At 64.9% G+C, this 20,726-nt stretch carries 25 protein-coding genes; 6 read left to right on the top strand and 19 right to left on the bottom strand.

The window, feature by feature from the left end; genetic code table 11:
• Positions 1-3 precede the first annotated feature (3 nt).
• The 10 genes from ACT6QU_RS00725 to ACT6QU_RS00680 form a co-directional block, all read right to left on the bottom strand.
• Positions 4-579: a F0F1 ATP synthase subunit B gene (locus ACT6QU_RS00725; RefSeq protein WP_024586320.1), complete on the bottom strand. Its 576-nt coding sequence runs from the start codon at positions 577-579 to the stop codon at positions 4-6.
• Between the two features lie 108 nt (positions 580-687).
• Complete coding sequence (locus tag ACT6QU_RS00720; RefSeq protein ID WP_024586321.1) at positions 688-912, bottom strand: F0F1 ATP synthase subunit C; 225 nt, start codon at positions 910-912, stop codon at positions 688-690.
• A 91-nt stretch (positions 913-1,003) separates the two neighbouring features.
• Entirely contained in the window at positions 1,004-1,753 is a 750-nt protein-coding gene (locus ACT6QU_RS00715) for a F0F1 ATP synthase subunit A (protein WP_444564795.1), read from the bottom strand.
• Positions 1,754-1,799: 46 nt separating this feature from the next.
• Positions 1,800-2,195, bottom strand: a complete 396-nt coding sequence (locus tag ACT6QU_RS00710) for an AtpZ/AtpI family protein (protein WP_444564794.1) — start codon at positions 2,193-2,195, stop codon at positions 1,800-1,802.
• Positions 2,196-2,407: 212 nt separating this feature from the next.
• Positions 2,408-3,565 carry a cell wall hydrolase gene (locus ACT6QU_RS00705; RefSeq protein ID WP_024586324.1) on the bottom strand — a complete coding sequence of 386 codons (1,158 nt, stop codon included), beginning with the start codon at positions 3,563-3,565 and terminating at the stop codon, positions 2,408-2,410.
• 261 nt (positions 3,566-3,826) lie between these two features.
• Positions 3,827-5,260, bottom strand: coding sequence for a ribosome biogenesis GTPase Der (gene der, locus ACT6QU_RS00700; RefSeq protein WP_444564793.1), 1,434 nt, complete (start codon positions 5,258-5,260; stop codon positions 3,827-3,829).
• On the bottom strand, positions 5,257-5,922 hold the full coding sequence (locus ACT6QU_RS00695) for a tetratricopeptide repeat protein (protein WP_444564792.1): 666 nt from the start codon (positions 5,920-5,922) through the stop codon (positions 5,257-5,259). The genes der and ACT6QU_RS00695 overlap by 4 nt, the downstream gene beginning before the upstream one ends.
• 119 nt (positions 5,923-6,041) lie before the next feature.
• Entirely contained in the window at positions 6,042-6,611 is a 570-nt protein-coding gene (locus tag ACT6QU_RS00690; protein ID WP_444564791.1) for an NnrU family protein, read from the bottom strand.
• Between the two features lie 53 nt (positions 6,612-6,664).
• Positions 6,665-7,783 (bottom strand): YbfB/YjiJ family MFS transporter, encoded by a 1,119-nt coding sequence (locus ACT6QU_RS00685; protein ID WP_444564790.1) that lies wholly within the window; start codon positions 7,781-7,783, stop codon positions 6,665-6,667.
• Between the two features lie 131 nt (positions 7,784-7,914).
• Complete coding sequence (locus tag ACT6QU_RS00680) at positions 7,915-8,265, bottom strand: arsenate reductase (protein WP_444564860.1); 351 nt, start codon at positions 8,263-8,265, stop codon at positions 7,915-7,917.
• Between the two features lie 182 nt (positions 8,266-8,447).
• Between ACT6QU_RS00680 and ACT6QU_RS00675 the strand changes: the two genes are divergently transcribed.
• Genes ACT6QU_RS00675 through ACT6QU_RS00665 form a run of 3 tightly spaced genes read left to right on the top strand, consistent with a single transcriptional unit; the run spans position 8,448 to position 11,321 of the window.
• Positions 8,448-9,884: an ATPase domain-containing protein gene (locus ACT6QU_RS00675; protein ID WP_444564789.1), complete on the top strand. Its 1,437-nt coding sequence runs from the start codon at positions 8,448-8,450 to the stop codon at positions 9,882-9,884.
• A gap of 5 nt (positions 9,885-9,889) precedes the next feature.
• On the top strand, positions 9,890-10,930 hold the full coding sequence (locus ACT6QU_RS00670; RefSeq protein ID WP_444564859.1) for a sensor histidine kinase: 1,041 nt from the start codon (positions 9,890-9,892) through the stop codon (positions 10,928-10,930).
• Between the two features lie 49 nt (positions 10,931-10,979).
• Positions 10,980-11,321, top strand: a complete 342-nt coding sequence (locus ACT6QU_RS00665; protein ID WP_444564788.1) for a response regulator — start codon at positions 10,980-10,982, stop codon at positions 11,319-11,321.
• On the opposite strand, the gene guaA is transcribed toward ACT6QU_RS00665, so the two are convergent.
• Genes guaA through ACT6QU_RS00650 form a run of 3 tightly spaced genes read right to left on the bottom strand, consistent with a single transcriptional unit; the run spans position 11,322 to position 14,034 of the window.
• Positions 11,322-12,884 (bottom strand): glutamine-hydrolyzing GMP synthase, encoded by a 1,563-nt coding sequence (guaA, locus tag ACT6QU_RS00660; protein ID WP_024586330.1) that lies wholly within the window; start codon positions 12,882-12,884, stop codon positions 11,322-11,324. It abuts the gene before it with no gap.
• Between the two features lie 41 nt (positions 12,885-12,925).
• Positions 12,926-13,579, bottom strand: a complete 654-nt coding sequence (locus tag ACT6QU_RS00655) for a 5'-methylthioadenosine/S-adenosylhomocysteine nucleosidase (RefSeq protein ID WP_444564787.1) — start codon at positions 13,577-13,579, stop codon at positions 12,926-12,928.
• Entirely contained in the window at positions 13,576-14,034 is a 459-nt protein-coding gene (locus tag ACT6QU_RS00650) for a PaaI family thioesterase (protein WP_024586332.1), read from the bottom strand. The genes ACT6QU_RS00655 and ACT6QU_RS00650 overlap by 4 nt, the downstream gene beginning before the upstream one ends.
• A 116-nt stretch (positions 14,035-14,150) precedes the next feature.
• Between ACT6QU_RS00650 and ACT6QU_RS00645 the strand changes: the two genes are divergently transcribed.
• On the top strand, positions 14,151-14,543 hold the full coding sequence (locus tag ACT6QU_RS00645; RefSeq protein ID WP_444564786.1) for a GFA family protein: 393 nt from the start codon (positions 14,151-14,153) through the stop codon (positions 14,541-14,543).
• Here the strand turns inward: ACT6QU_RS00645 and ACT6QU_RS00640 are convergent.
• A complete protein-coding gene (locus ACT6QU_RS00640) occupies positions 14,540-14,890 on the bottom strand; it encodes a cupin domain-containing protein (RefSeq protein ID WP_444564785.1) in 351 nt (116 codons plus the stop codon). The genes ACT6QU_RS00645 and ACT6QU_RS00640 overlap by 4 nt on opposite strands.
• Positions 14,891-14,945: 55 nt before the next feature.
• Positions 14,946-15,398 (bottom strand): TspO/MBR family protein, encoded by a 453-nt coding sequence (locus tag ACT6QU_RS00635; RefSeq protein ID WP_444564784.1) that lies wholly within the window; start codon positions 15,396-15,398, stop codon positions 14,946-14,948.
• 258 nt (positions 15,399-15,656) lie between these two features.
• Here ACT6QU_RS00635 and ACT6QU_RS00630 point away from each other — a divergent pair, with 258 nt between their 5' ends.
• Positions 15,657-16,589, top strand: a complete 933-nt coding sequence (locus ACT6QU_RS00630) for an IS110 family transposase (RefSeq protein WP_444836858.1) — start codon at positions 15,657-15,659, stop codon at positions 16,587-16,589.
• Positions 16,590-16,667: 78 nt separating this feature from the next.
• Here ACT6QU_RS00630 and ACT6QU_RS00625 read toward each other — a convergent pair whose 3' ends face one another.
• On the bottom strand, positions 16,668-17,567 hold the full coding sequence (locus ACT6QU_RS00625; protein ID WP_444563811.1) for an MBL fold metallo-hydrolase: 900 nt from the start codon (positions 17,565-17,567) through the stop codon (positions 16,668-16,670).
• Positions 17,568-17,614: 47 nt separating this feature from the next.
• Positions 17,615-18,352 (bottom strand): cytochrome c biogenesis CcdA family protein, encoded by a 738-nt coding sequence (locus tag ACT6QU_RS00620; RefSeq protein WP_024589116.1) that lies wholly within the window; start codon positions 18,350-18,352, stop codon positions 17,615-17,617.
• 155 nt (positions 18,353-18,507) lie between these two features.
• Between ACT6QU_RS00620 and ACT6QU_RS00615 the strand changes: the two genes are divergently transcribed.
• Complete coding sequence (locus tag ACT6QU_RS00615) at positions 18,508-18,765, top strand: DUF2171 domain-containing protein (protein ID WP_024589117.1); 258 nt, start codon at positions 18,508-18,510, stop codon at positions 18,763-18,765.
• A gap of 23 nt (positions 18,766-18,788) precedes the next feature.
• On the opposite strand, the gene ACT6QU_RS00610 is transcribed toward ACT6QU_RS00615, so the two are convergent.
• Both ACT6QU_RS00610 and ACT6QU_RS00605 read right to left on the bottom strand, forming a co-directional pair.
• On the bottom strand, positions 18,789-20,117 hold the full coding sequence (locus ACT6QU_RS00610) for a TRAP transporter large permease (protein WP_444563812.1): 1,329 nt from the start codon (positions 20,115-20,117) through the stop codon (positions 18,789-18,791).
• On the bottom strand, positions 20,114-20,674 hold the full coding sequence (locus tag ACT6QU_RS00605) for a TRAP transporter small permease subunit (protein ID WP_444563813.1): 561 nt from the start codon (positions 20,672-20,674) through the stop codon (positions 20,114-20,116). The genes ACT6QU_RS00610 and ACT6QU_RS00605 overlap by 4 nt, the downstream gene beginning before the upstream one ends.
• Between the last annotated feature and the right edge of the window lie 52 nt (positions 20,675-20,726).

The raw sequence follows: 20,726 nt of genomic DNA, 5'->3' as shown, positions 1-20,726 counted from the left end.
CTCCTATCGAACCTGGCCGACGGCTGCGGCAACGGCCGCGTCATCGGGCTTGCGATCGATGAGCGCCTCGACGATGGCGCCGGCTGTTTCCTCGGCGATCGTGCCGACATCCTTCATGGCCGCTTCGCGGACAGTGGCGATGCGACGCTCGGCTTCGACGAGCTTGCGCTCGAGATCGGCCTCGACCGACTTGCGCTCGGCCTCGGCGTCGGCCTTGGCAGCGTCCTGCGCCGTCTGCGCGATACCGTGCGCCTTGGCGCGGGCATCAGCCAGTTCCTGCTCGTAGGCAGCAACCGCGGCGTCGGCTTCTTCCTTGTTGCGCGCTGCCTGATCGAGATCATGAGCAATGCGGTCGCGACGCACCTCGAGGATGTTTCCGATCCTCGGGAGGACGACCTTCTGCAAGAAGAGGTAGAACAGGCCGAAGGTGATCGCCAGCCACAGAAGCTGGGACGGGTAGGTCGACGTGTCGAAGGGGGGGAAACCCGCTTCGCCGTGGCCTTCCTCGTGGACGATCTCGGTCTGCAATTCGCCTTCGGCGGGAGCGGTCTCCTGCGCGTATCCAGGCGTTACGAACATGTGCATCCCCTGCTCATGTTGCCGGCCAACAAAATCGACCGGCGGGTCTCAGCACTCGCAAATGACGGCGCGAGCGGGCGCGGATGCGCCCGCCGGCCGGACCTCATCTTACGTGAAGAGGAGGAGGAGAGCGATGAGGAGCGAGAAGATGCCCAGAGCTTCCGTCACGGCGAAGCCGAAGATCAGGCGGCCGAACTGGCCGTCGGCTGCCGACGGGTTGCGCAGTGCGCCCGAGAGGTAGCTGCCGAAGATGTTGCCGAGACCGAGGGCGGTGCCGGCCATGCCGAGGCAGGCGATGCCTGCGCCGAGAGCGCGTGCTGCTTCTACTTCCATTTTGAAACTCCTTTTTGGATTCGCTTTGGCATCATTCATGCCGGTTGGAAGATGGTCGGCCCGGGGGCCGGTGATGGCTAACCCCGTCCGATCAATGCTCGGGATGGACGGCGTCGTTCAGGTACATGCAGGTCAGCACCGCGAAGACGTAGGCCTGCAGGAACGAGACGAGGAATTCGAGACCGGTGATCGCGATGGTCAGGAGCAGCGGCAGCACCGCGCCGATGACGCCGAACGCGCCAAGGCCGCTCAAGGTGGTGACGAAACCCGCGAAGACCTTCAGCGTGATGTGACCGGCGAGCATGTTGGCGAACAAACGAACCGAAAGGCTGATCGGGCGCGACAGGAACGAGATGACCTCGATCGAGGCGACCAGCGGCACCAGCACTCCCGGCACGCCGTGTGGCACGAACAGCTTGAAGAAGCGTGCGCCATGGGTCTTGAGGCCGTAGCCGACGAGCGTCAGCATGACGATCATGGCAAGTGCGAAGGTGACGATGAGATGGCTCGTCACCGTGAAGAAATACGGCACCATTCCGAACATGTTCGCCACGAGGATGAACATGAAGAGCGAGAAGACGAGCGGGAAGAAGCGCATGCCCTGCGGGCCGGTCGCGTCGCGCAGCATGTTGGCGACGAATTCGTAGGACATTTCCGACACGGACTGCGTGCGACTCGGCACCAGGCCGCGGCTCGACGTCGTCAGGTACAGGAACGCGCCCGTGGTCACGACGGTGGCGACCATGAACAGCGAGGAATTGGTGAAGGAGAAGTCGAGCCCACCGATCTCGATCGGAATCAATCTGGAGATCTGAAACTGGTGGATCGGATCTTCGGCCATCAGGCGCCCCTCGATATAGATGTCGGCGCCAGCGCGCCGGATAAAGCTACGTTTCGTGTCGGTCCCGGCCGCTGTCCGGCGGTTCGACCCCGCGTTCTGCCACGACACCGGCGGAACGAAGGACGTTCAGGACCCCGGCGGCAAATCCGAGCAGCAGAAAGACGACGAGACCCCAAGGGGTCGTACCCGCCGCCGTGTCGATGAACCATCCGATGGCCGCCCCGACCACGATGCCGGCGATGAACTCGCTCGACAGTCGCAGGGCCTTGCCCATCCCGGCCATTCCGCCGGTCCTCGGACCGCTCGCCTCGACGCCCTTCGCCGGTCGCTTCACCGCCAGCTTGGCGTCGAGCTCGCGGCGGCGACGTTCGAGATCGTCTCCGCTGCCATCCGGCTCCGGGCCGGTCCGGCCGGTTCCGCCTGGCCCGTTCATGTCGGCCATCGCAACCTCCTGACCCGCCTGGCATCCATATTGGCTTACCGCTTCAAAGTCGCGCGCAACATATTCAGGGCACCCGCGCCAGTCAAGCCACGGACGGGGATTGAATCGGGCGCGATTTTGGTAGGAAAATCATGAGATTAGCAGGCTGCGACAATGCGCGCAGGCGACGGTGGAGAGAATCGCCCCGCCGGACCGCACGAGCCTGCCCGCAATCAGCTCCAGCCGCCGCCCTTGGTGCGGTAGAAGATGTGGAGGCCGATCTTCTTCACCTTGTCCATGGTACGCGCCCAGCGGGGGCTGACATAGGTAGCATGATAGTGCGTAGAGGAGCCGACCTCGGGCAGGAAGATCTTGCCGGCCGTGACCGCCATCGCGACGTCCGAGGCAAGCTTGTAGTGGCGCTGGCTCGTCACGCGCGGCTTGGTGCCGTCGCAGGCGAAGGAGAACTGGCAGCGGTTGCGCCACGAACGGTTCTGATAAACCACGCCGCAAATCGTGTTCGGATAGGCCGGCGCGCGAACGCGATTCAGAATCACTTGCGCAACGGCCGCCTGTCCTTTCACTTCCTCGCCGCGCGCCTCGAAATAGATGCCCTCGGCGAGGCATTTCTGTTCCTTGTCGGAAAAGACATGGGCGGGAAGCGGCATCTTCATCCAGGCGTGATCGCCCGGCGCCATCGGCGGAATAAAGCGGCCATCGGACGGGTCCTCGCCCTTGAGGAGGCTCGCGAAGGGCGACGCCGTCGCGTAGTTGGGCTCGGCCGGCGCATAGGCCGTCGCCAGAATGTCGGCTTTCTCATTGGTGACCAGCGAGGCTAGCATCACCGGCATGTCATTGTCGATGGGCCGGTGCGTCGGGTGGAAGGCGAACGCGATGTCGAGTTCCTTGCCCTCGATCTCGGGCTTCACGAACGCCATCGCGAATTCGGGCTCGACGTCGTGCAGCGACGAGGTTCGCTCGAGGATGGAGCCGGCATTGAAAAATTTCGGGGGCGATACGGGGGCGATTTTCAACAGACGACCCTGCTTGCCGGTGCGATTGACGCGGTCCTCGTCGGGCCGGCTGTTCTTTTCGCCATCCTGCGAGCGCAGCGCGACCGTGCCGAGGCCGGGAACCTTGAAACCAGCGCCGGCAATCGCGCCGGTCACGGTCGCATCGACGAAAGGAAGTTCCGCCTGTTGGACCGAGCCGGCCTGTGCCTGCTCGACCACCGCACCCCACCGACCGGAGCCGGTCTCAAGTCCGGAAACGAAGCTCGTCATGTCCTGGAAGGCGGATGCGGTGGGAAAGGCCAGCCAGATGCCGATGCCGAACAGCGCAGGCGTCAGAACCGACCTGCCCTCCAACATACGCTTCAAGCGACGCGACAAACGCCCTACCTGCAATGGACCCGCTCCATACGCATTCAAAAAAACCGAAACCGGCAAATACCAAGACCGGCCAAAAATGATCGATTAACCTTTATGGGCGGTTAATGCCGCAGGGTCAGCGCCCGGCGTCCAGATCATGTCCCCGGTGATCATCGACGGTCGCCCGTCCCCTCAAATCACCCGATGGATGGCGTGTCGCCAAGGAGTAAGGCGTGAATGTGACTTAGAGGCAGTAGAGGCCATGAAAGGTCGAGCGGCCCGTCATGTTCTCTTTTTGGCCCGGCCCGCGAAGGGATTTTCCGAAGCGCGCAGCACCATGCGAATCGGAACGCCGGGCATGTCGAATGCCTGGCGCAGCTCGTTCGTCAGGTAACGGATATAGCTTTGCGGCACCGCTTCGGGGCGCGTGCAGGACAAAACGAACCCGGGCGGGCGCGTCTTGATCTGGGTGATGTACTTGATCTTCAGCCGGCGGCCGGCGACGGCCGGTGGCGGATGATGCGCAATGACGCCTTCCAGCCAGCGATTGAGGCGGCCGGTCGAGATGCGCGTGTTCCAGACACGATGCGTCTTCTCGATCGCGTCCATGAGCTTGTCTAGACCGCGTTCGGTCTCGGCAGAAATCGTCACGGCCTGCAGTCCGCGAACCTGTGGCAGGAGCCGCGTCGTCTTCTCGCGCAGCTCGGCCAGCAATTCCTGCCGGTTCTCGATCAGGTCCCACTTGTTGAACGCCAGCACGGGCGCCCTGCCCTCGCGGATGATCAAATCGGCAATGGTCAGATCCTGCTTTTCGAACGGGATCGTCGCATCGAACACGATGACGACGACTTCGGCGAAGCGGATCGCGCGCAGGCCATCGGCGACGGACAGCTTTTCCAGCTTTTCCTGAACGCGCGACTTGCGCCGCAGACCGGCCGTGTCGAACAGCTTGATCTTGCGGCCGTTCCAATCCCAGTCGACGGAAATGGAATCGCGGGTAATGCCGGCTTCGGGGCCGGTCAGGAGACGGTCTTCGCCGACGAGCGAATTGATCAGGGTCGACTTGCCAGCATTCGGCCGTCCCACGACGGCGATGCGCAGCGGCTTCGTCGAATCATAGGCAGGGATCGCTTCCTCGTCCTCGTCGGACACATCCTCGCCGATCAGAGGCTCGGCCGCGAAAGCCTCGCCTTCATCCTCGTCCTCGCCGAACGCCCGCTCCTCGCCGATCGCCGCGACGATCGCATCGCGCAGATCGACCATGCCGACTCCGTGCTCGGCCGAGACGCCGATGGGCTCGCCCAGACCCAGTTCCCAGGCTTCGAGAAAGCCGGATTGCGCGCCCTTTGCTTCAGCCTTGTTGGCGACCAGCACGACCGGCTTGCCGAAACGGCGAACGATATCGGCGAAGGCGCGATCGTCGGGCATCAAGCCGGTTTTGGCATCGACCACGAAGCAGATGAGGTCCGCCTCTTCGATGGCCGTTTCCGTCTGCTGGCGCATGCGGCCGGCAAGGCTCGCCGCCTCGGCCGTCTCGAGGCCGGCCGTGTCGATCACCTCGAATTCGAGATCGTACAGCTTGGCGGTGTGCGAGCGGCGGTCGCGCGTCACGCCAGGCGTGTCGTCGACGAGCGCGAGCTTGCGCCCGGCCAGCCGGTTGAAAAGCGTCGACTTGCCGACATTCGGCCGGCCGATGATGGCGAGTTTGAAGCTCACGAAGGTTCCTGCGTGCCGCGGATGAGTTCGGCCATCATCTGGGCGCGCTGGCGCATATTGCCCGAAACGCGCTCGTCGCCGACGATGAGATCGAAAAGACGCAGCGCCTCTTCCGACTGGCCGTCCTTCCACGCCGCGAGCGCAAGCGCCTCGCGCGCGGAATGGCGCATTGCGTTGTCATTGGCGGTCATCGCCTCGACGCGGGCGGCGACGTCGTCATAGGAGCCGTGATCGATAAGAAGATAGCCGGCACGCAACCGCGCCGTATCGCGGATCGCCTGCGGGATCGCATTGTCGCTGGCCACGGCGTCGAACGAGGCGATGGCGGCGGCATGGTCACCGGCGTCGGCCTGGACGGTGGCCGTGCGGAAGCGGGCGAGCACCGGATAGGCGCCGAAGCCATCTTCCTGAAGGGCGGAAAGTTCGGCAAGGGCCTGCTCGTTCTGGCCGCTATTGGCGAGGTTCAGCGCCTGAGAGAAGCGGTCACCGGACGCATTGGCCTGACGTGTCGTCCACCAGTCCCACGCGACATAGAGCACCGTGGCGGTAATGACGACTGCGGCGACACCAAGCGCGGCGAGGCCGTAGCGATCCCAGATCTGGCGCGCGCGATCCTGTCGAAGCTCCTCGTTAACCTCGCGGATGAAACTGTCGTCGGACATCAAGCACAACCATTCCCAGAGACAGGGCGCGACGGCGGCGCCCACATTGGCGAGCGTTTTAGCCGAAAATCGGCATCATGGAAGGGAAAATCCCCGCACGGCGCAGCGGGGCGGCAAAATCACGCGATGACGGGAACGCCGATCAGCCATTCGTGCAGCACGAATGCGAAGAGTGCATAGGCGACGAGGCCGACGACGATCGCGGCGACGTCCCATTTGACCGGTCCGGGCAAGGGACCGGCGTCGCCGCGCTGCTTGACCGAAATACGGTCGAGGACCGCCCATGCGAGGAACGTGCCGAACAGCAGCAGCGCCGCCAGATCGCCGTTGGCGAGAAGATGGCCGAGCGCCCAGATCTTGACGGCGACCAGCATTGGATGCCTGAGCGCGGCCTTGATGCGGCCGGCCGGCAATTGCGAGGCGGCGAGCGCGATGAAGACGAAGACCATCAGGAGAAGGTTGAGATGGCGCGTCCAGACCGGCGGCTCGTAGAGGATCGGTGCCGTCTGCCGGGCGATGCCGTAACCCCAGATTATGAGGACGAGGCCGGCAAGGGCGACCAGCGAATAGAGCCCCTTCCAAGGGCCGAGGCCGCGGGCGGCGATCTGCGTATCACGAAGGCGAGGCACGAATATTCGCACCGAGTGGATGCCAAGAAAGAGGATCAATCCGAGAATGAGAATCAGCATCGCGCGCCCCTTTGCCTGACCATTCTAGAGTGTCGTTCGCGCCGGCGACAGGGTCAGGAGCGCGCCGCCGTCTTCGATGACAGGGCCAGCCACGCGGAAACGGCGAGCGCCAGCGCGGCGAGGACGGACGGCCAGAAGAAGCCGCCGGTCCAGTCGGCGACCATGCCGGCAACGACCGGGCCGACGATCTGGCCGAGGCCGAAGGCCGCGGTCATGACCGAGAGCACCTTGCGCGGCGACGGGCCGGCGAGGTTGCGGCCGATCTGGATGCCGAGCGCGGTGATCGCGACGAAGGTGTTGCCGAGGAGGATGCCGCCGAGAAGCGGGCCGGTCATGCCGCCGAGCGCGACGCTCGCCATGACGCCTGCCGCTTCCACGCCGCAGCCTACCGCGAAGACCGGCCGCAAGCCCCACCGGCGCGCGGCCAGCGCCCACAGATAGACAGACGGGATGACGGCCAGGCCGGTGACCAGCCAGACGACGGCCTCGAGCACCGCGCCGCTTTCGTTGTCACGGACGATGGCAATCAGGAAGGTGGCCGTCACGACGTAGCCGAAGCCGAAGATGCCATAGGCCCAGACGATACGCTTCAAGGCGGGCGAGAAGACGAGCGCTGGCTCCTTGGGTGCAGAGCCGCCCTGCCCGCCTGCGCGCGGCAGGAGCAGCCAGACGGCGGCCAGGGCCGCGAGCGACAGGCCGGCCGCGCCGATCCAGTTCGCCCGCCAGCCGAATTGGCCGAATGCGAGCAGCGCCACCATCGACGCAGACAGCGCGATGCCGACACCGACGCCACCGAAATGCATCCATTGAAGATCGCTGCGATCGAGCCGTGCGAGGCCGGCGAAGATGATGCTCGACAGGAACACCATGACGAAGGCGCTGGCGACGCCGGCCGCAAAGCGGATCACCAGGAAGGCGACGAAGTCGTCCGTGAGCGCCATGGCGAGGCACAGCGCGGTGCTGAGCGCCAGGCTCGCCAGCGACAGAGCCCGCTCCCATCCATGCGCCCAGCCGCCGCCGGCGATCAGCGCGCCGACGAGGTAGCCGGTGTAGTTGGATGCGGCGATGAAGCCGGCCTCTGACGTCGTCTGGCCGAGCGCGGCCATCATGCCCGGCAGGATTGGCGTATAGACGAACCGGCCGATGCCCATCGCAACGGCCATGGACAGCATACCGGCGACGGCCAAACGGACGGGGGATACGGGGATAGCGGGTGCGTGCATTCTGGAAGGAGATTAGCGGCGGGCGGCAAGGGCGCAATGACAAATCATCGCACAAACCGGCTTTGGGTCGCTGGAGCCGGTCAGCGACCGAAAAGCGCGGCGTAGCGATCGGGCTTGAAGCCGATCTCGACCGCATCGCCGGTGTCGAGGACCGGCCGCTTGATCATGGTCGGCTCGCCGGCCATCAGCGCAATCGCACTGGCTTCGTCGAGATTCTCGCGCGCTTCGGCCGGCAGGGCGCGGAAGGTGCGGCTGCCCTTGTTCAGCACTCTCTCCCAGCCGGCCGCCTCGCACCAGCGGGAGATGTCGTCCTTGGCGATGCCGTCGGCGCGATAGTCGTGGAAGGCGTAGGCGACGCCGTTGGCATCGAGCCAGGCGAAAGCCTTCTTCATCGTGTCGCAGTTGCGGATGCCGTAGATCGTGACGGGCAAGAGCGTCTTTTCCATGTAACGGGCTGGTCGAGGCGTTCTGGCCCGACGGGCGCGAATTGTCGAGGGCGTTCGCGAGAGGCGTTTCCCAAAGACGCATCAGATCCCGATGATTGTCTTTTTTGGTCGATCCACCTTGCCAAATGAGATAGCGACGAAGCAGGGACATCAGGGCAGGAGCCGAAATGGCCAAGCGCAAGACTTCGAAGCCGATTTCGACCGGCATCACCGGACTGGACGAAATCCTGCGCGGCGGTCTCCCGCCGTCCAATCTCTACATGCTTCAGGGCGCTCCGGGCGCCGGAAAGACCACCGCAGCGCTGCAGTTCCTGCGCGCCGGAGTCGAGGCCGGCGAGCGGTGCATCTATGTGAGCCTTTCGCAGACCGCTGCCGAACTGCAGTCGATCGCGGTTTCGCATGGGTGGACGATGGACGGCATCCGCGTCGAAGAACTGTCGGCTTCCGACGCCGTCAATGGCGGCGCCGACCAGACGATCTTCCAGACGGCGGAACTGCGTCTCGACGAGACGCGCCAGGCGATCGAGCGCGCGATAGAGGAACACAAACCGAGCCGGCTCGTCTACGATTCGCTTCTGGAAATCCGCCTCATCACCGGCGACACGCCCCGTTTCCGCCGCGAGTTGATCGGTTTCAAGGCGTTCCTAGCCAAGCGCAACGTCGTCGCCCTGCTGCTCGACACCCAGGACCGGGAAGGCAACAATGGCGAGGAGGTCGAAGGCATCGCCCATGGCGTGATCCGGTTCGACAAGTCGCTGCAGGATTATGGCGCCGTGCGGCGGCGCATCGAGGTGTCGAAAATGCGCGGCGTGCCGATCGCCGACGGCTATCACGACATGGCCATCCGCGAAGGTGAAGGCGTCGTGGTGTTCCCGCGCATCGTCGCCGGATCGGCGGCGGAGGAAACCAAACCCGAACTGATCAAGTCGGGCGTCGCCACGCTCGACGAGATGTTCGGCGGCGGGCAGGAATCGGGAACTATCACGCTCGTGATAGGCCAATCCGGCACCGGAAAATCGACGATGGCCTCGCTCTATTCCACTGCCGCTCTGGAGCGCGGCGAGAACGTGGCGCTGTTTCTGTTCGAAGAGCGGCTGGAGACTTTCTTCCGGCGCTCCGAAGGGCTGGGCATGAATTTGCGGCCGTTCTACGAATCCGGCCAGTTGATCATCCGGGATTTCAATCCCAACGAAATCTCGCCCGGCGAGTTCGCTCAGATCGTCCAGACCATCGTCACCGAGGATGCGACGCGCGTCGTCGTGATCGACAGCTTCACCGGCTATCTCAACTCGCTGCCGCATCGCGACAAGGCGGTTCGCGACATCCAATCGTTGCTGAAATATCTGGCACGCGCCGGCGTGCTGACGATGCTGATCGTCGCGCAGCACGGACTTCTGGGACAGAATGTCGGCATCGACGTCGATGTCAGCTTCCTTGGCGACACGGTGCTGCTCCTGAGGCTGACCGAGCATGACGGGCGCCTTCGGCGCAACATCACGGTCGTCAAGAAGCGACATGGGCCGCACGATCTCGACGTGCACGAGCTCTTCATCGAAAGCTCGGGCATCACGGTCGTTCCCTACAATCCACTCCCGGAAGCGTGAGTACGATCGACGAAAGCAGCCTTCCCGCGCTGGATCAGGTGCTGATCCTGGCGCCATACCGCAAGGACGCCGACTATCTGGGCCGGCTGCTTGCCGAGCACGAGATCAATGTCAGATCCGGTTCCCGGACTGACAATCTCCCGGGTTTGCTCCACCCCTCACCGGGCGTCCTGGTTGCGACGCATGAAGCACTGACGCCGGATGCGCTGGCGACCGTTGCAACCCATCTCGAAACCCAGCCGTCCTGGGCCGAGATGCCTATCGTGGTTTTGCTCGACCGGGCATCACGGCCGGATCAGGTGCGGAACGAACTCGGCCGCGTCTGGCCGCGGGCACGGCTGTTGTTCTACCAGCGTCCGGTCACGGCGGTAGAGCTCGTGAGCGGCGTTCAGTCGGCCTTGCTGGTTCGACTGCGCCAGCGCGACGTGCGCGATCACATCGCGCAGGAAGTCGAACTTCGCCGCGAACTCAACCACCGCGTCAAGAACATCCTTGCCAGCGTCACCTCGATCTTCGAAATGACGCGGCGAGGCGCAACCTCCATCGATGCGTTCGCCGAAGATTTCCGTGGTCGTCTCAGCGCGCTGGACAAGGTGCATTCCGCGGTTTTCCACGCCGAGGGGGACACGGTGTCCATCGCCGAGATCGCCGCACTGACCTTCGATCCCTACCGCCTGTCCGGCAAGGACCGGATCGTCGCGCACGGGCCGCCCGTCACGCTGAGCCGCGAGGCCGGCACCACGCTGGCGCTTTGCCTGCACGAACTGACGACCAACGCGATCAAGTACGGGGCACTGTCGCATCCGGAAGGTCGGGTGCAGTTCGGGTGGGACTTGTCGCAGGCCGAGACGCCCGAGCTTGCCATCAGTTGGAAGGAAAGCGGCGGTCCGGACGTCGAGGAACCGAGCCACGCCGGTTACGGCACGCGCTATGTGCGCTCGGCGCTGGCCGGCATGTTCGGCCAGAAGCCTGTCATCGCCTTCGAGGCGGATGGTCTGCGATGCGAAGTGAACGGCGTCTTTTCTCGCGTGGCAGGCAACCTGTGAACGCCGGCTGAGTTACTGCCAAATGAGCGAGACGAATTCCCCTTCCCCGATGCGCATTCTCTATATCGAGGACAATCCGCTCATCGCCTTCCATGTCGAGCAGATGATCGAGGATTTGGGCCATGTCTTCGCCGGCTCGCTGGACAGCTTCGACGAGTTGCAAAAGGAGTTCGCGTCACTTGAAATGGACGGCGCGCTGGTCGACATCGATCTCGCCGATGGCGCAACCGGGCCACAGGCGGCCGCATGGCTCCAGGAACGCGGCATTCCGGCGATCTTCGTGACTGGTCAAAGGCAGGTCGCCGCCGAGCATGGCGACGTCTCGCTTGGAACCATCACGAAGCCCGTCTCCTCGACCGAGCTTGCGGCGAAACTCGAGCTGTTTCGCTGATCATTCCCACTCGATCGTGCCGGGGGGCTTGGAGGTGACGTCGTAGACGACGCGGTTGACGCCCTTGACCTCGTTGATGATGCGTGTGGCGGCGCGGCCGAGGAATTCCATGTCGTAGTGGTAGAAATCCGCCGTCATGCCGTCGACCGAGGTGACGGCGCGCAGCGCGCAGACGAATTCGTAGGTGCGACCGTCACCCATGACGCCGACTGTCTGGACTGGAAGCAGCACAGCGAACGCCTGCCAGATGGCGTCGTAGAGGCCGGCCTTGCGGATTTCGTCGAGATAGATCGCGTCGGCCTCGCGCAGGATCTCGAGCTTGTCGCGCGTGATGCCGCCGGGGCAGCGGATGGCGAGGCCCGGTCCGGGGAACGGATGGCGGCCGATGAAGTGTTCGGGCAGGCCGAGTTCCTTGCCGAGGACGCGGACTTCGTCCTTGAACAGTTCGCGCAGTGGCTCGACGAGCTTCATGTTCATGCGCTCGGGCAGGCCGCCGACATTGTGGTGCGACTTGATCGTGACCGAGGGGCCGCCGGTGAAGGAGACGCTTTCGATCACGTCGGGATAGAGCGTTCCCTGCGCCAGGAAATCAGCGCCGCCGAGCTTCTTCGCCTCTTCCTCGAAGACCTCGATGAAGAGCCGGCCGATGGTCTTGCGCTTCTTTTCCGGATCGCTTTCGCCCTCGAGCGCGCCGATGAAGCGGTCCTGGGCGTTCACGAGGATCAGCGGCAGATTGTAGTGCTCGCGGAACATGGCGACGACGTCTGCCGCCTCGTTCTTGCGCATCAGGCCGTGGTCGACGAGGATGCAGGTCAGTTGCTCGCCGACCGCCTCGTGGATCAGAAGCGCGGCGACGGAGGAATCGACGCCGCCCGACAGCGCGCAGATGACCTTGCCGTCTCCGACCTGATCGCGGATCGCCTGCACGGCCTGCTCGCGATAGGCCGCCATCGTCCAGTCGCCGGCAAGGCCCGCGATCTTGTGAACGAAGTTCGACAGGAGCTTGGCGCCGTCCGGCGTGTGGACGACTTCCGGGTGGAACTGGACGGCGTAGAATTTGCGCTTCTCGTCCGCGATGGCCGCAAAGGGCGCGCCGGTCGAGGTGCCGACGACGCGAAAGCCCTCGGGAATGGCGGTGACGCGGTCGCCATGGCTCATCCAGACCTGATGGCGCGTTCCCTTGGCCCAGACGCCGGCGAAGAGCGCGCATTCGTCCTCGATGTCGAGGAAGGCGCGGCCGAATTCGCGGTGGTGACCACCCTCGACCTTGCCGCCGAGCTGGGCGCACATGGTCTGCTCGCCATAGCAGATGCCGAGCACCGGGATGCCGGCGTCGAACACGATCTGCGGCGCGCGGGGGCTGCCCATCTCCGTCGTCGAGGCAGGGCCGCCCGACAGGATGACGGCCTTGGGGCCAATCCGGTGGAAGGCGTCTTCAGCGAGCTGGAAGGGGACGATCTCGGAATAGACGCCGGCTTCGCGCACGCGACGCGCGATGAGCTGCGTGACCTGGGAGCCGAAATCGATGATGAGGACGGTGTCGGGATGGGCTTCGTTCGTCATGACGGGCCTTTAGAGAAAAGCGCCCTTTGGCGCAATGGTGTTCACCGGCTTTCCAGCGTTCCTGCAACGATGGCAGCTTCGAGCCGGTCGACGGCATCGGCGAGCCGTTCGTCGACGAGATGGAGATAGTCGGTCCAGTCGGAGAGCTTCGACAAATCGTCGCGGCCGTCGGAGATGCCGCGCAGTGCGACCAGCGGCAGGTCGAAGGCCTGGCAGGCGCGCAGGATCGCGAAGGTCTCCATGTCGACCACGTCGGCGTCGATTAGGTCGTAGGCAGCGCCGGAGACGACATTGGCGCCTGTCGACAGTCGTGCCTCGGCGATGCCGGGGATGCGCAGCGGCAGCGTGATCTCGGCCGGCTGATCAAGGAAGGGCGTGCGGCCCTTCTCGAAGCCGAGAGCGGACGCGTCCATGTCGCGATAGGAGACGGAACGCGCCTGGTAGATCCCGGCTTGATCCAGCGTGCGGCTGCCAGCGGAACCCAGCGAGACAACGAGCGCAGGCAGACGGTCGCGCACCTTCAGCGTCGCGAGCGCGGCGGCGGTGGCGACGGCAGCCTCGACCGGACCGACACCTGTCATCAGCGGTGTGAAGCGGCGCTTCAGATGCGGGCCGTATTCGGCCGATGCCGCCATGAGGAAAAGGACGCGCGTGTCGCCGATCAGCGTCTCGGGGATCGGCCGCGCCGCGCTCATCCGCGAATGCCGGCGCGACCCGACACGACCATGATCGTCGCGGTCATCGTGGCGATGAGCTTGGGGTTGCGGTCACCATCGATCGCATAAGCCTGTCCGTCGGCGACGATGATGGTGCGGCCCGGCTTGGTGACGGAACCGCGAAAGAGGAAGCGGTCGCCCTTGCCGGGCGACAGGAGGTTGACCTTGAACTCGATCGTCAACACGGCGGCGTCGGCCGGCATCAGCGAATAGGCGGCATAGCCGCAGGCCGAATCGAGCGCCGTGGAAATCATGCCGGCGTGAAGATAGCCGTGCTGCTGGGTCAGCGCGTTGTCGTAGCCCATTTCGATCTCGACGATGCCGGGCGTGACACTCGTCAGTTCGGCGCCGATGGTGCGCATCACCTCTTGCCGTGCGAAGCTCTCGCGCACGCGTTCCTCGAAATCACCGTCCGGCTTCAGGAGATCGGTCATGTTCCACCTTCATGCTGTGATGCGCTTATTGCAGAGCAGCATGGGACTGGCAATCGGGCTTCCTCGAACGCCAAGCGTCGGTATCATCCGTCAGTTCGAACAGGTGAGGCAGAGACATGGACCGAGTTACCGGAGGGTGCGTATGCGGCGGGCTGAGGATCGCCGCGACCGGGCGGCCATACCGAGTCGGGCTTTGCCATTGCCTGACCTGCCGCAAGCATCACGGAACGCTGTTCCACGCATCGGCGATCTTTCCAGCCGATGCAGTGACGATCGAGGGCGAGGCGCGCGACTACAATGGCCGCTGCTTCTGTCCCGAATGCGGATCACCCGTCTTCGGTCGCAGCGGGGACGAGGTGGAAGTCAACCTCGGGGCGCTCGATGCACCCGACCAGTTCGCGCCGACATACGAGCTATGGACCGTGCGGCGCGAATCGTGGCTGCCGCCCTTTCCGCTCAAGCATCGGTACGAGCACAATCGGGAAGGCGAAGGCCGGATGGAAGACTAATCCTGCAAATCTGCCTTGAACTCCTGCACGACGCAGCCATTCGCGTGGATGCAGGTGGCCTTGAGGCGAACATCACCGACGCTCTTGAAACCGTGCCAGACGCCCGCTTCAACCAAAACGAGGTCGCCGGGTTCCGCGATGTGCTCGTCGTCACCGATCATGAAGCGTGCAGCGCCTTCGTGGATGACCCACATCTCCGGATAAGGGTGGCGGTGGAGGCCGGGGCCCTCGCCTTTCGCGGTATCGATGAGGAATAGCGAGACAGGCGCGCCGTGCGCGCCGCCTTCGAAGAGCACCGTGCCGCCGGGCGATGGCTTCTGGTCGGAACGGCGCAGGATCATGGGCATTTCGAACCTCTTGCGTGATGGCGACGCCAAGGAACCGCGCGCGGGCCTTGCCGCGTCAATTCAGGAGCCAGATCGAGCCGTTGAGGAGCGTCGCGAAGGCGACCCATGCGGCGTAGGGCAGGAACAGGACCGCGGAGGTCCGGTCGCGGTGCCAGTTGATGCGGATGAAGGCGAGGATGGAAGCCAGCAGCACGACGATGATCAGGAAGGCGAGGCCGATCTGGTTGAGGGTGAAGAAGACGGGCGACCAGAGGAAGTTGAGGCCGAGTTGCAGCCACCATACGGACATCGCGCCGCCGGTGCTCTGGCTGTTCCAGACCCGCCAGCCGGCAACGGCGATCAGGACGTAGAGAATCGTCCAGACCGGGCCGAAAATCCAGTTCGGCGGGTTGAAGGGGGGCTTTGCCAGCGCCTGATACCATTCGCCGGGGACGTTGTTGATGCCGATCAGCGAGCCGCCGCCGACAACGAGAATGGCGAAGAGGGCAAGGGTGAGGAATCGGGTCATGATGGGCTCCGGCGGTGATTGCCGAGCATCTGGCGCTTTTTAGGGAAAGGTCAATTGGTGGGGTGGGGATCGGAAGAGGTGAGAGGTCACGGAATGGGTCCCTGTGTATCGTGTCCATGTCATAGTGGCTGCGGGCGGGAGACCGTTGGGTCCCTGGTCTTGAGACCGATATCCGGCTCTGGTCCCCGCCCGCTTTGATACACCTGAACAGTTGCACGAGGCCGTTGGCGCGGACCTCGCATCACAGGGGCAGGCACCATGAGCATAACACCGTCCTGGATTGGAATCGACATCTCCAAGGCATGGCTCGACATCGCCGACCCGGCGCTGGAACGGGCTGCGCGGGTGGCCAATGGCAAGCCGGCGATCGCCGCGTTCGCAGCGACGCTGGCAGGACGCGACGTCATCGTCGTGTTCGAGGCGACCGGCGTCTATGATACATGCCTGCGCCATGCATTGGCGGCGGCGGGCGTCGCCTGTGTGCGGGTCAACCCGCAGCGTGCTCGCGACTTTGCCCGGGCGACGGGCCGGCTCGCCAAGACCGACGCCATCGATGCCGCAATGCTGGCCGAAATGGGCCGGGCCCTGTGCCTTGCGCCGGATCCGGTGCCAGACGGCACGCGCGAAAAGCTCAATCTTCTCAACAAGCGACGCGATCAGCTGGTGGCGATGCGCCAGCAAGAGAGACTACGCCGGATGGAGGCGGCCGACCCGGTCGTCTGCGCCGGCCTCGACGCACATCTCGACTGGCTCGATCGGGCGGTCGGCGAGATCGAGGCCGCCATTCGCGATCTCGTCAGAGCCTCGAGCGAACTCACCGAGGCCGAGACGTTGCTGCGCTCGACGCCCGGCATCGGCGAGGTCGGGGCGGCCGTCCTGATCGGGCTTCTGCCGGAACTGGGATGCCGCCCGGCCAGACAGATCGCCATGCTGGCCGGCCTCGCCCCGGTCAACCAGGACAGCGGCACGAGGCGCGGACAGCGTTCGATCCGCGGCGGCAGGCGGCGCGTCCGGCAGGCACTTTACATGGCAGCCGTCGTCACTCTGCGCACCCGCTCCCCATTGAAAGCCTTCTACGACAGGCTGCGCAATGCCGGCAAACCCGCCAAGGTCGCCCTCATCGCGCTCGCCCGCAAAATCCTCGTCACGCTCAATGCAATGCTGCGGTCGAAAACACCATACGCGGCATGAAACAATACAGTTGCCGGATAGCCGATCTTCGCTGCGCTCAGCTTCGGCTTCCGGGATGACGCCGAGGCTGATTCCACCCTACGCCAACCTGTAGACCGCATCGATGGACGGTTCCGGCTCTGCCGCCACGAGGTCGCGAGCCACGAGGTCTTCGAGGTGCGCGAGGACGGAGAGGGCGGCGGCGCCGTGGAGGCGGGGGTCGGTGTCGCGGTAGATCGCGGTGACGATGTCGGGGATGGTGCGGTCGCCGGCCTTGAGCCGTTCCAGGATCGCGCGCTCGCGCATCTTGCGGTGGGTGCGCAGGCCGCGCACGAAGGCGCGCGGATTGGTGACCGGGCCGCCATGGCCGGTATGGTAGATCGCGTCGTCGCGGGTCGCGAGGCGATCGAGCGAGGCCATGAAGTCCGACATCGCGCCATCCGGCGGGGCGACGATGGAGGTGGCCCAGGCCATGACGTGGTCGGCCGAGAGCAGGATGCCGGTATCCTCGATGGCGAAGGCGACATGGTTGGCGCAGTGGCCGGGCGTGTGGATGGCGCGAACGGCCCAGCCATCACCCTGAACCAGTTCGTCGTCGGCAAGCGCGTGGTCGGGGGCGAACTCCGTGTCGGCGCTGGCGTCGAGCGGGTTGATCTCGCCGATGCGCAACGGGCGGACCGAACGGTGCGGGCCTTCGGCCAGGACGAGCGCGCCGGTGTCGGCCTTGAGGCGGGCGGCGAGGGGCGAGTGGTCGCGGTGCGTGTGGCTGACGAAGATATGGCTGACCGGCCGGCCGGCGATGGCCTTCAGGAGCGCGGCATAGTGGGCTTCGTCTTCGGGGCCGGGATCGACGATCGCGAGCGTGTCCGTGCCGAGGATGTAGCTGTTGGTGCCGTGGAAGGTGAACGGGCCGGGATTGTTGACGGTGAGGCGCAGGAGCCCGTCGGCGACGGGGACCGCCTCGCCGTAATGCGGCTCGAACTTGGTGTCGAATTCCATTCACGCGCTCCTTCGCATTTGCGAAGGCGGTCTAGCATGCTTGTTCGTCAGCCGAGAAGGCCAAGCGCCGGGAAAGTTTCCAGAAGCCAGAAGGAGGCGGTCTGGATGCCGCCGGTCAGGAACAGGATGCCGGCGACGACGAGGAGGCCGCCCATCACCTTTTCGACGCGGCCGAGATGCACGCGGAACCGGCCGAGGAAGCGCATGAAGGCGCCCGAAAACAGAGCCGCGATCAGGAACGGGATGCCGAGCCCGAGCGAATAGGCGGCCAGCAGCATGGCGCCTTCGCCGACCGTCTCGCGCCCGCCGGCGAGTGTCAGGATCGGGCCGAGGACCGGGCCGATGCACGGCGTCCAGCCGAAGGCGAAGGCGAGGCCCATGATGTAGGCGGCAAAGGCGTTGGCGGGCGTGACGTTGGCCTGGAAGCGCGCCTCGCGCGACAGGAAGGGCAGGCGGATGATGCCGAGGAAATTCAGGCCCATGAAGATGATGAGCACGCCGGCGAGGATCGCCAGTTCCTGCTGCCAGGCGCGCAGGAGCCCGCCGACGGACGATGCGCCGGCGCCGAGCGCGACGAAGACGGTGGTGAAGCCGAGGACGAAGGCGAGCGCCGAGCCGATGAGCGCGGTGCGTGCGCGGACGGGTTTCGTGCCCTCGCGGAACTCGTCGACCGAGACGCCGGCCATGTAGCACAGATAGGGCGGGACGAGCGGCAGGACGCAGGGCGACAGGAACGAGATCGCGCCCGCTGCAACCGCACTCACATATCCGACGTCGAGCGCCATTCGTCTGTCCCGTTCCGTTTCGTGCGCGTGATAGCGCGAAGCGGGGTCGATCTGCCAATCATAAACGCGTGGCCAAACGTCGCGAGGATCGGGGCGCGGCGAGCATCCAATCGACCCGGACCGCGTTAAAGCAGATTGGACGAAGGGAGATCGACATGATCGAGAAAAGCCGGATCAAGGAACATGCCGAAGTGATCGGCGCCGATGGCGTGCATGTGGGGACCGTCGACCACGTCGAGGGCGACCGCATCAAGCTGACAAAAAAGGACAGCGGTGAGGGCTCGCATCGCGGCCATCACCATTTCATCCCGCTGTCGCTCGTCGCCGACATCGAAGGCGACAAGGTGCGCCTCTCGGCCAATGGCGACGTTGCGGTGACCTTCGAGGAAGAGGCCGACCACCGGCCGATGTAAGGCATCGGTCCCTGGCGCTCGCGTCAGATGAGCGCGAGCGTCAGGGCCGGGAAGAGTGCGATGAGGACGAGGCAGGCCAGCATCACGCCGATGAAGGGCAGGGTGCCGAGGAAGATCTGCTCGACGCCGACGCGTTTGTCGGCGAGCGTCGAGTGGACGGTGAAGACCGAGATGCCGAAAGGCGGCGTCAGGAGGCCGATCTCGACGGTGAGGACCGTGACGATGCCGAAATGGATGAGGTTGAAGCCGAGCGCTTCGGCGATGGGGGCGGCGATCGGCACCATGATGAGGAGGATCGACGAGGAATCGAGGATCATGCCCATCAACAGGATGATGACGCAGTAGAGAAGCAGGAAGCCATAGGGGCCAAGGCCACTTTCCTGCACAAGGTCGCCGATGGCGACGGGGATGCCGGCGACCGAAAGCATGCGGCTGTAGAAGCCTGCGGCGATGAGCAGGATGAGGATGCCGACCGAAACGGAGCCGGTCTGCTTCAGCACTTCCCAGATGCGGTGTCGGTCGAGCGAGCGGCGCGCGAGCGCGATCAGGAGAGCGCCGAAGGCACCGATGCCGCCGGCCTCGGTGGGCGTGAAGAAGCCGCTGTAAAGCCCGCCGAGCACGAGTGCGACGAGTGCGAGGATCGGCACCAGCTTGACCAGGATGTCGCGGCCCGAAAGCGTCGGACCGGATCGTTCGGCATGGCGCGACTTCGCCTTTTCGACGTCGGTGAAGACGAAGGAGGGCTTGAAGAAGGCGAGGCCCATGATGACGGCGACCATGCCGAGCGCAAGCAGGATGCCCGGCACCACGCCCGCGACGAACATGCGGCCGATCGACTGCTCGGCGAGCACACCGTAGATGATGAGGAGCAGGCTCGGCGGGATCATCATGCCGAGGACGGAACTGCCTGCAACCGTGCCTGCGGCGAAGGACGTTTTGTAGCCGTGGCGGACCATTTCGGGCACCGCGACCTTGGTGAAGACGGCGGCCGACGCGATCGACACGCCGGTGACGGCGGCGAAGACCGTGTTGGCGGCAACGGTGGCGACGCCGAGCCCGCCGAGCAGACGGCGAAGCAGCGCCTCGGCGACCTCGAACGTGTCGCGCCCGACATTGGAGATCGAGACGAGCAGCCCCATCAGGACGAAGAGCGGAATCGTCGCGAAGAGATAGTCGGCGATGCCGTTATAGGCGGTGACCGACAGGAGCCGCATGGCGAGCTCGAAATTGTCGCGGATGATCCAGATGCCGACGAAGCCGGCTGCGAAGAGCGCGATGGCGATCTGCAGGCCGAGGAGAACGAGCAGGATCAGGACCGCGATCAGGATCAGGCCGATGGCAAGCGCACTCATGAACCGGCTTTCGCTGCGTCTTCATCCTGCGTGGCGGCCCGCACCATGAGGATGAGGTAGGAGATGATGGCGGCGACCGAGCCGATGACGATGATCGCGCGGAAGGGGAGGGTCGGAATGGTGAAGATGCCTTGGACGCCGAAATATTCGCCGCTGCGCCAGGCCTTCGTCATTTCCGGAAACGACGCATAGGTGATGGCGGCGAAGACGGCGGCGCCAATGAGCAGGAACAGGATATCGATGGCGCGCATCAGGCGAGGCGCGGCCTTGGCGATGTAGTTGACCAGGAAATCGGCGCGCGTCATCCGGCCGGCGAGGACCGCGGCGGAGATTTGCAGGAAGACGATGGCGACGACCGACCGCGCGGCCATCTCGGCGACGCCGGTGATCGGGCTCGAAAGGAAGTTGCGACCGACGACGTCGGCGACGATCAGGAACATCAGGAGGAAGATCCAGATGGTGCCGATGGCCGCGAGCGCATTGGCGGCGACGCCGAAAAGGCCCGCCTCGACGGGCCGGCCGGTGCCTTCTTCGATGTCTGGAATCGGATCGCTCATGAAGAACCTTCACGCAACGCAGGAACGGGAAGCCGGCAGTTTTCCACCGGCT

Origin of the sequence: Aliihoeflea sp., from assembly GCF_052435475.1 — a bacterium.
Lineage (GTDB): Bacteria > Pseudomonadota > Alphaproteobacteria > Rhizobiales > Rhizobiaceae > Aliihoeflea.
Note: the sequence above shows the minus strand (reverse complement) of the source record. Positions and strands in the feature narration are given on the sequence as shown.

What these genes read in the sequence shown, in the direction of transcription:
- ACT6QU_RS00675 (WP_444564789.1), top strand. Translation starts at nt 8,448, where the DNA reads ATGGCCAAGCGCAAGACTTCGAAGCCGATTTCGACCGGCATCACCGGA.
- ACT6QU_RS00615 (WP_024589117.1), top strand. Translation starts at nt 18,508, where the DNA reads ATGATCGAGAAAAGCCGGATCAAGGAACATGCCGAAGTGATCGGCGCC.
- ACT6QU_RS00710 (WP_444564794.1), bottom strand. Translation starts at nt 2,195, where the DNA reads ATGGCCGACATGAACGGGCCAGGCGGAACCGGCCGGACCGGCCCGGAG.
- ACT6QU_RS00625 (WP_444563811.1), bottom strand. Translation starts at nt 17,567, where the DNA reads ATGGAATTCGACACCAAGTTCGAGCCGCATTACGGCGAGGCGGTCCCC.
- ACT6QU_RS00645 (WP_444564786.1), top strand. Translation starts at nt 14,151, where the DNA reads ATGGACCGAGTTACCGGAGGGTGCGTATGCGGCGGGCTGAGGATCGCC.
- ACT6QU_RS00685 (WP_444564790.1), bottom strand. Translation starts at nt 7,783, where the DNA reads ATGCTGTCCATGGCCGTTGCGATGGGCATCGGCCGGTTCGTCTATACG.
- ACT6QU_RS00605 (WP_444563813.1), bottom strand. Translation starts at nt 20,674, where the DNA reads ATGAGCGATCCGATTCCAGACATCGAAGAAGGCACCGGCCGGCCCGTC.
- ACT6QU_RS00690 (WP_444564791.1), bottom strand. Translation starts at nt 6,611, where the DNA reads ATGCTGATTCTCATTCTCGGATTGATCCTCTTTCTTGGCATCCACTCG.
- guaA (WP_024586330.1), bottom strand. Translation starts at nt 12,884, where the DNA reads ATGACGAACGAAGCCCATCCCGACACCGTCCTCATCATCGATTTCGGC.
- ACT6QU_RS00620 (WP_024589116.1), bottom strand. Translation starts at nt 18,352, where the DNA reads ATGGCGCTCGACGTCGGATATGTGAGTGCGGTTGCAGCGGGCGCGATC.
- ACT6QU_RS00720 (WP_024586321.1), bottom strand. Translation starts at nt 912, where the DNA reads ATGGAAGTAGAAGCAGCACGCGCTCTCGGCGCAGGCATCGCCTGCCTC.
- ACT6QU_RS00640 (WP_444564785.1), bottom strand. Translation starts at nt 14,890, where the DNA reads ATGCCCATGATCCTGCGCCGTTCCGACCAGAAGCCATCGCCCGGCGGC.
- ACT6QU_RS00655 (WP_444564787.1), bottom strand. Translation starts at nt 13,579, where the DNA reads ATGAGCGCGGCGCGGCCGATCCCCGAGACGCTGATCGGCGACACGCGC.
- ACT6QU_RS00695 (WP_444564792.1), bottom strand. Translation starts at nt 5,922, where the DNA reads ATGTCCGACGACAGTTTCATCCGCGAGGTTAACGAGGAGCTTCGACAG.
- ACT6QU_RS00650 (WP_024586332.1), bottom strand. Translation starts at nt 14,034, where the DNA reads ATGACCGATCTCCTGAAGCCGGACGGTGATTTCGAGGAACGCGTGCGC.
- ACT6QU_RS00610 (WP_444563812.1), bottom strand. Translation starts at nt 20,117, where the DNA reads ATGAGTGCGCTTGCCATCGGCCTGATCCTGATCGCGGTCCTGATCCTG.
- ACT6QU_RS00635 (WP_444564784.1), bottom strand. Translation starts at nt 15,398, where the DNA reads ATGACCCGATTCCTCACCCTTGCCCTCTTCGCCATTCTCGTTGTCGGC.
- ACT6QU_RS00715 (WP_444564795.1), bottom strand. Translation starts at nt 1,753, where the DNA reads ATGGCCGAAGATCCGATCCACCAGTTTCAGATCTCCAGATTGATTCCG.
- ACT6QU_RS00725 (WP_024586320.1), bottom strand. Translation starts at nt 579, where the DNA reads ATGTTCGTAACGCCTGGATACGCGCAGGAGACCGCTCCCGCCGAAGGC.
- ACT6QU_RS00630 (WP_444836858.1), top strand. Translation starts at nt 15,657, where the DNA reads ATGAGCATAACACCGTCCTGGATTGGAATCGACATCTCCAAGGCATGG.
- ACT6QU_RS00665 (WP_444564788.1), top strand. Translation starts at nt 10,980, where the DNA reads ATGCGCATTCTCTATATCGAGGACAATCCGCTCATCGCCTTCCATGTC.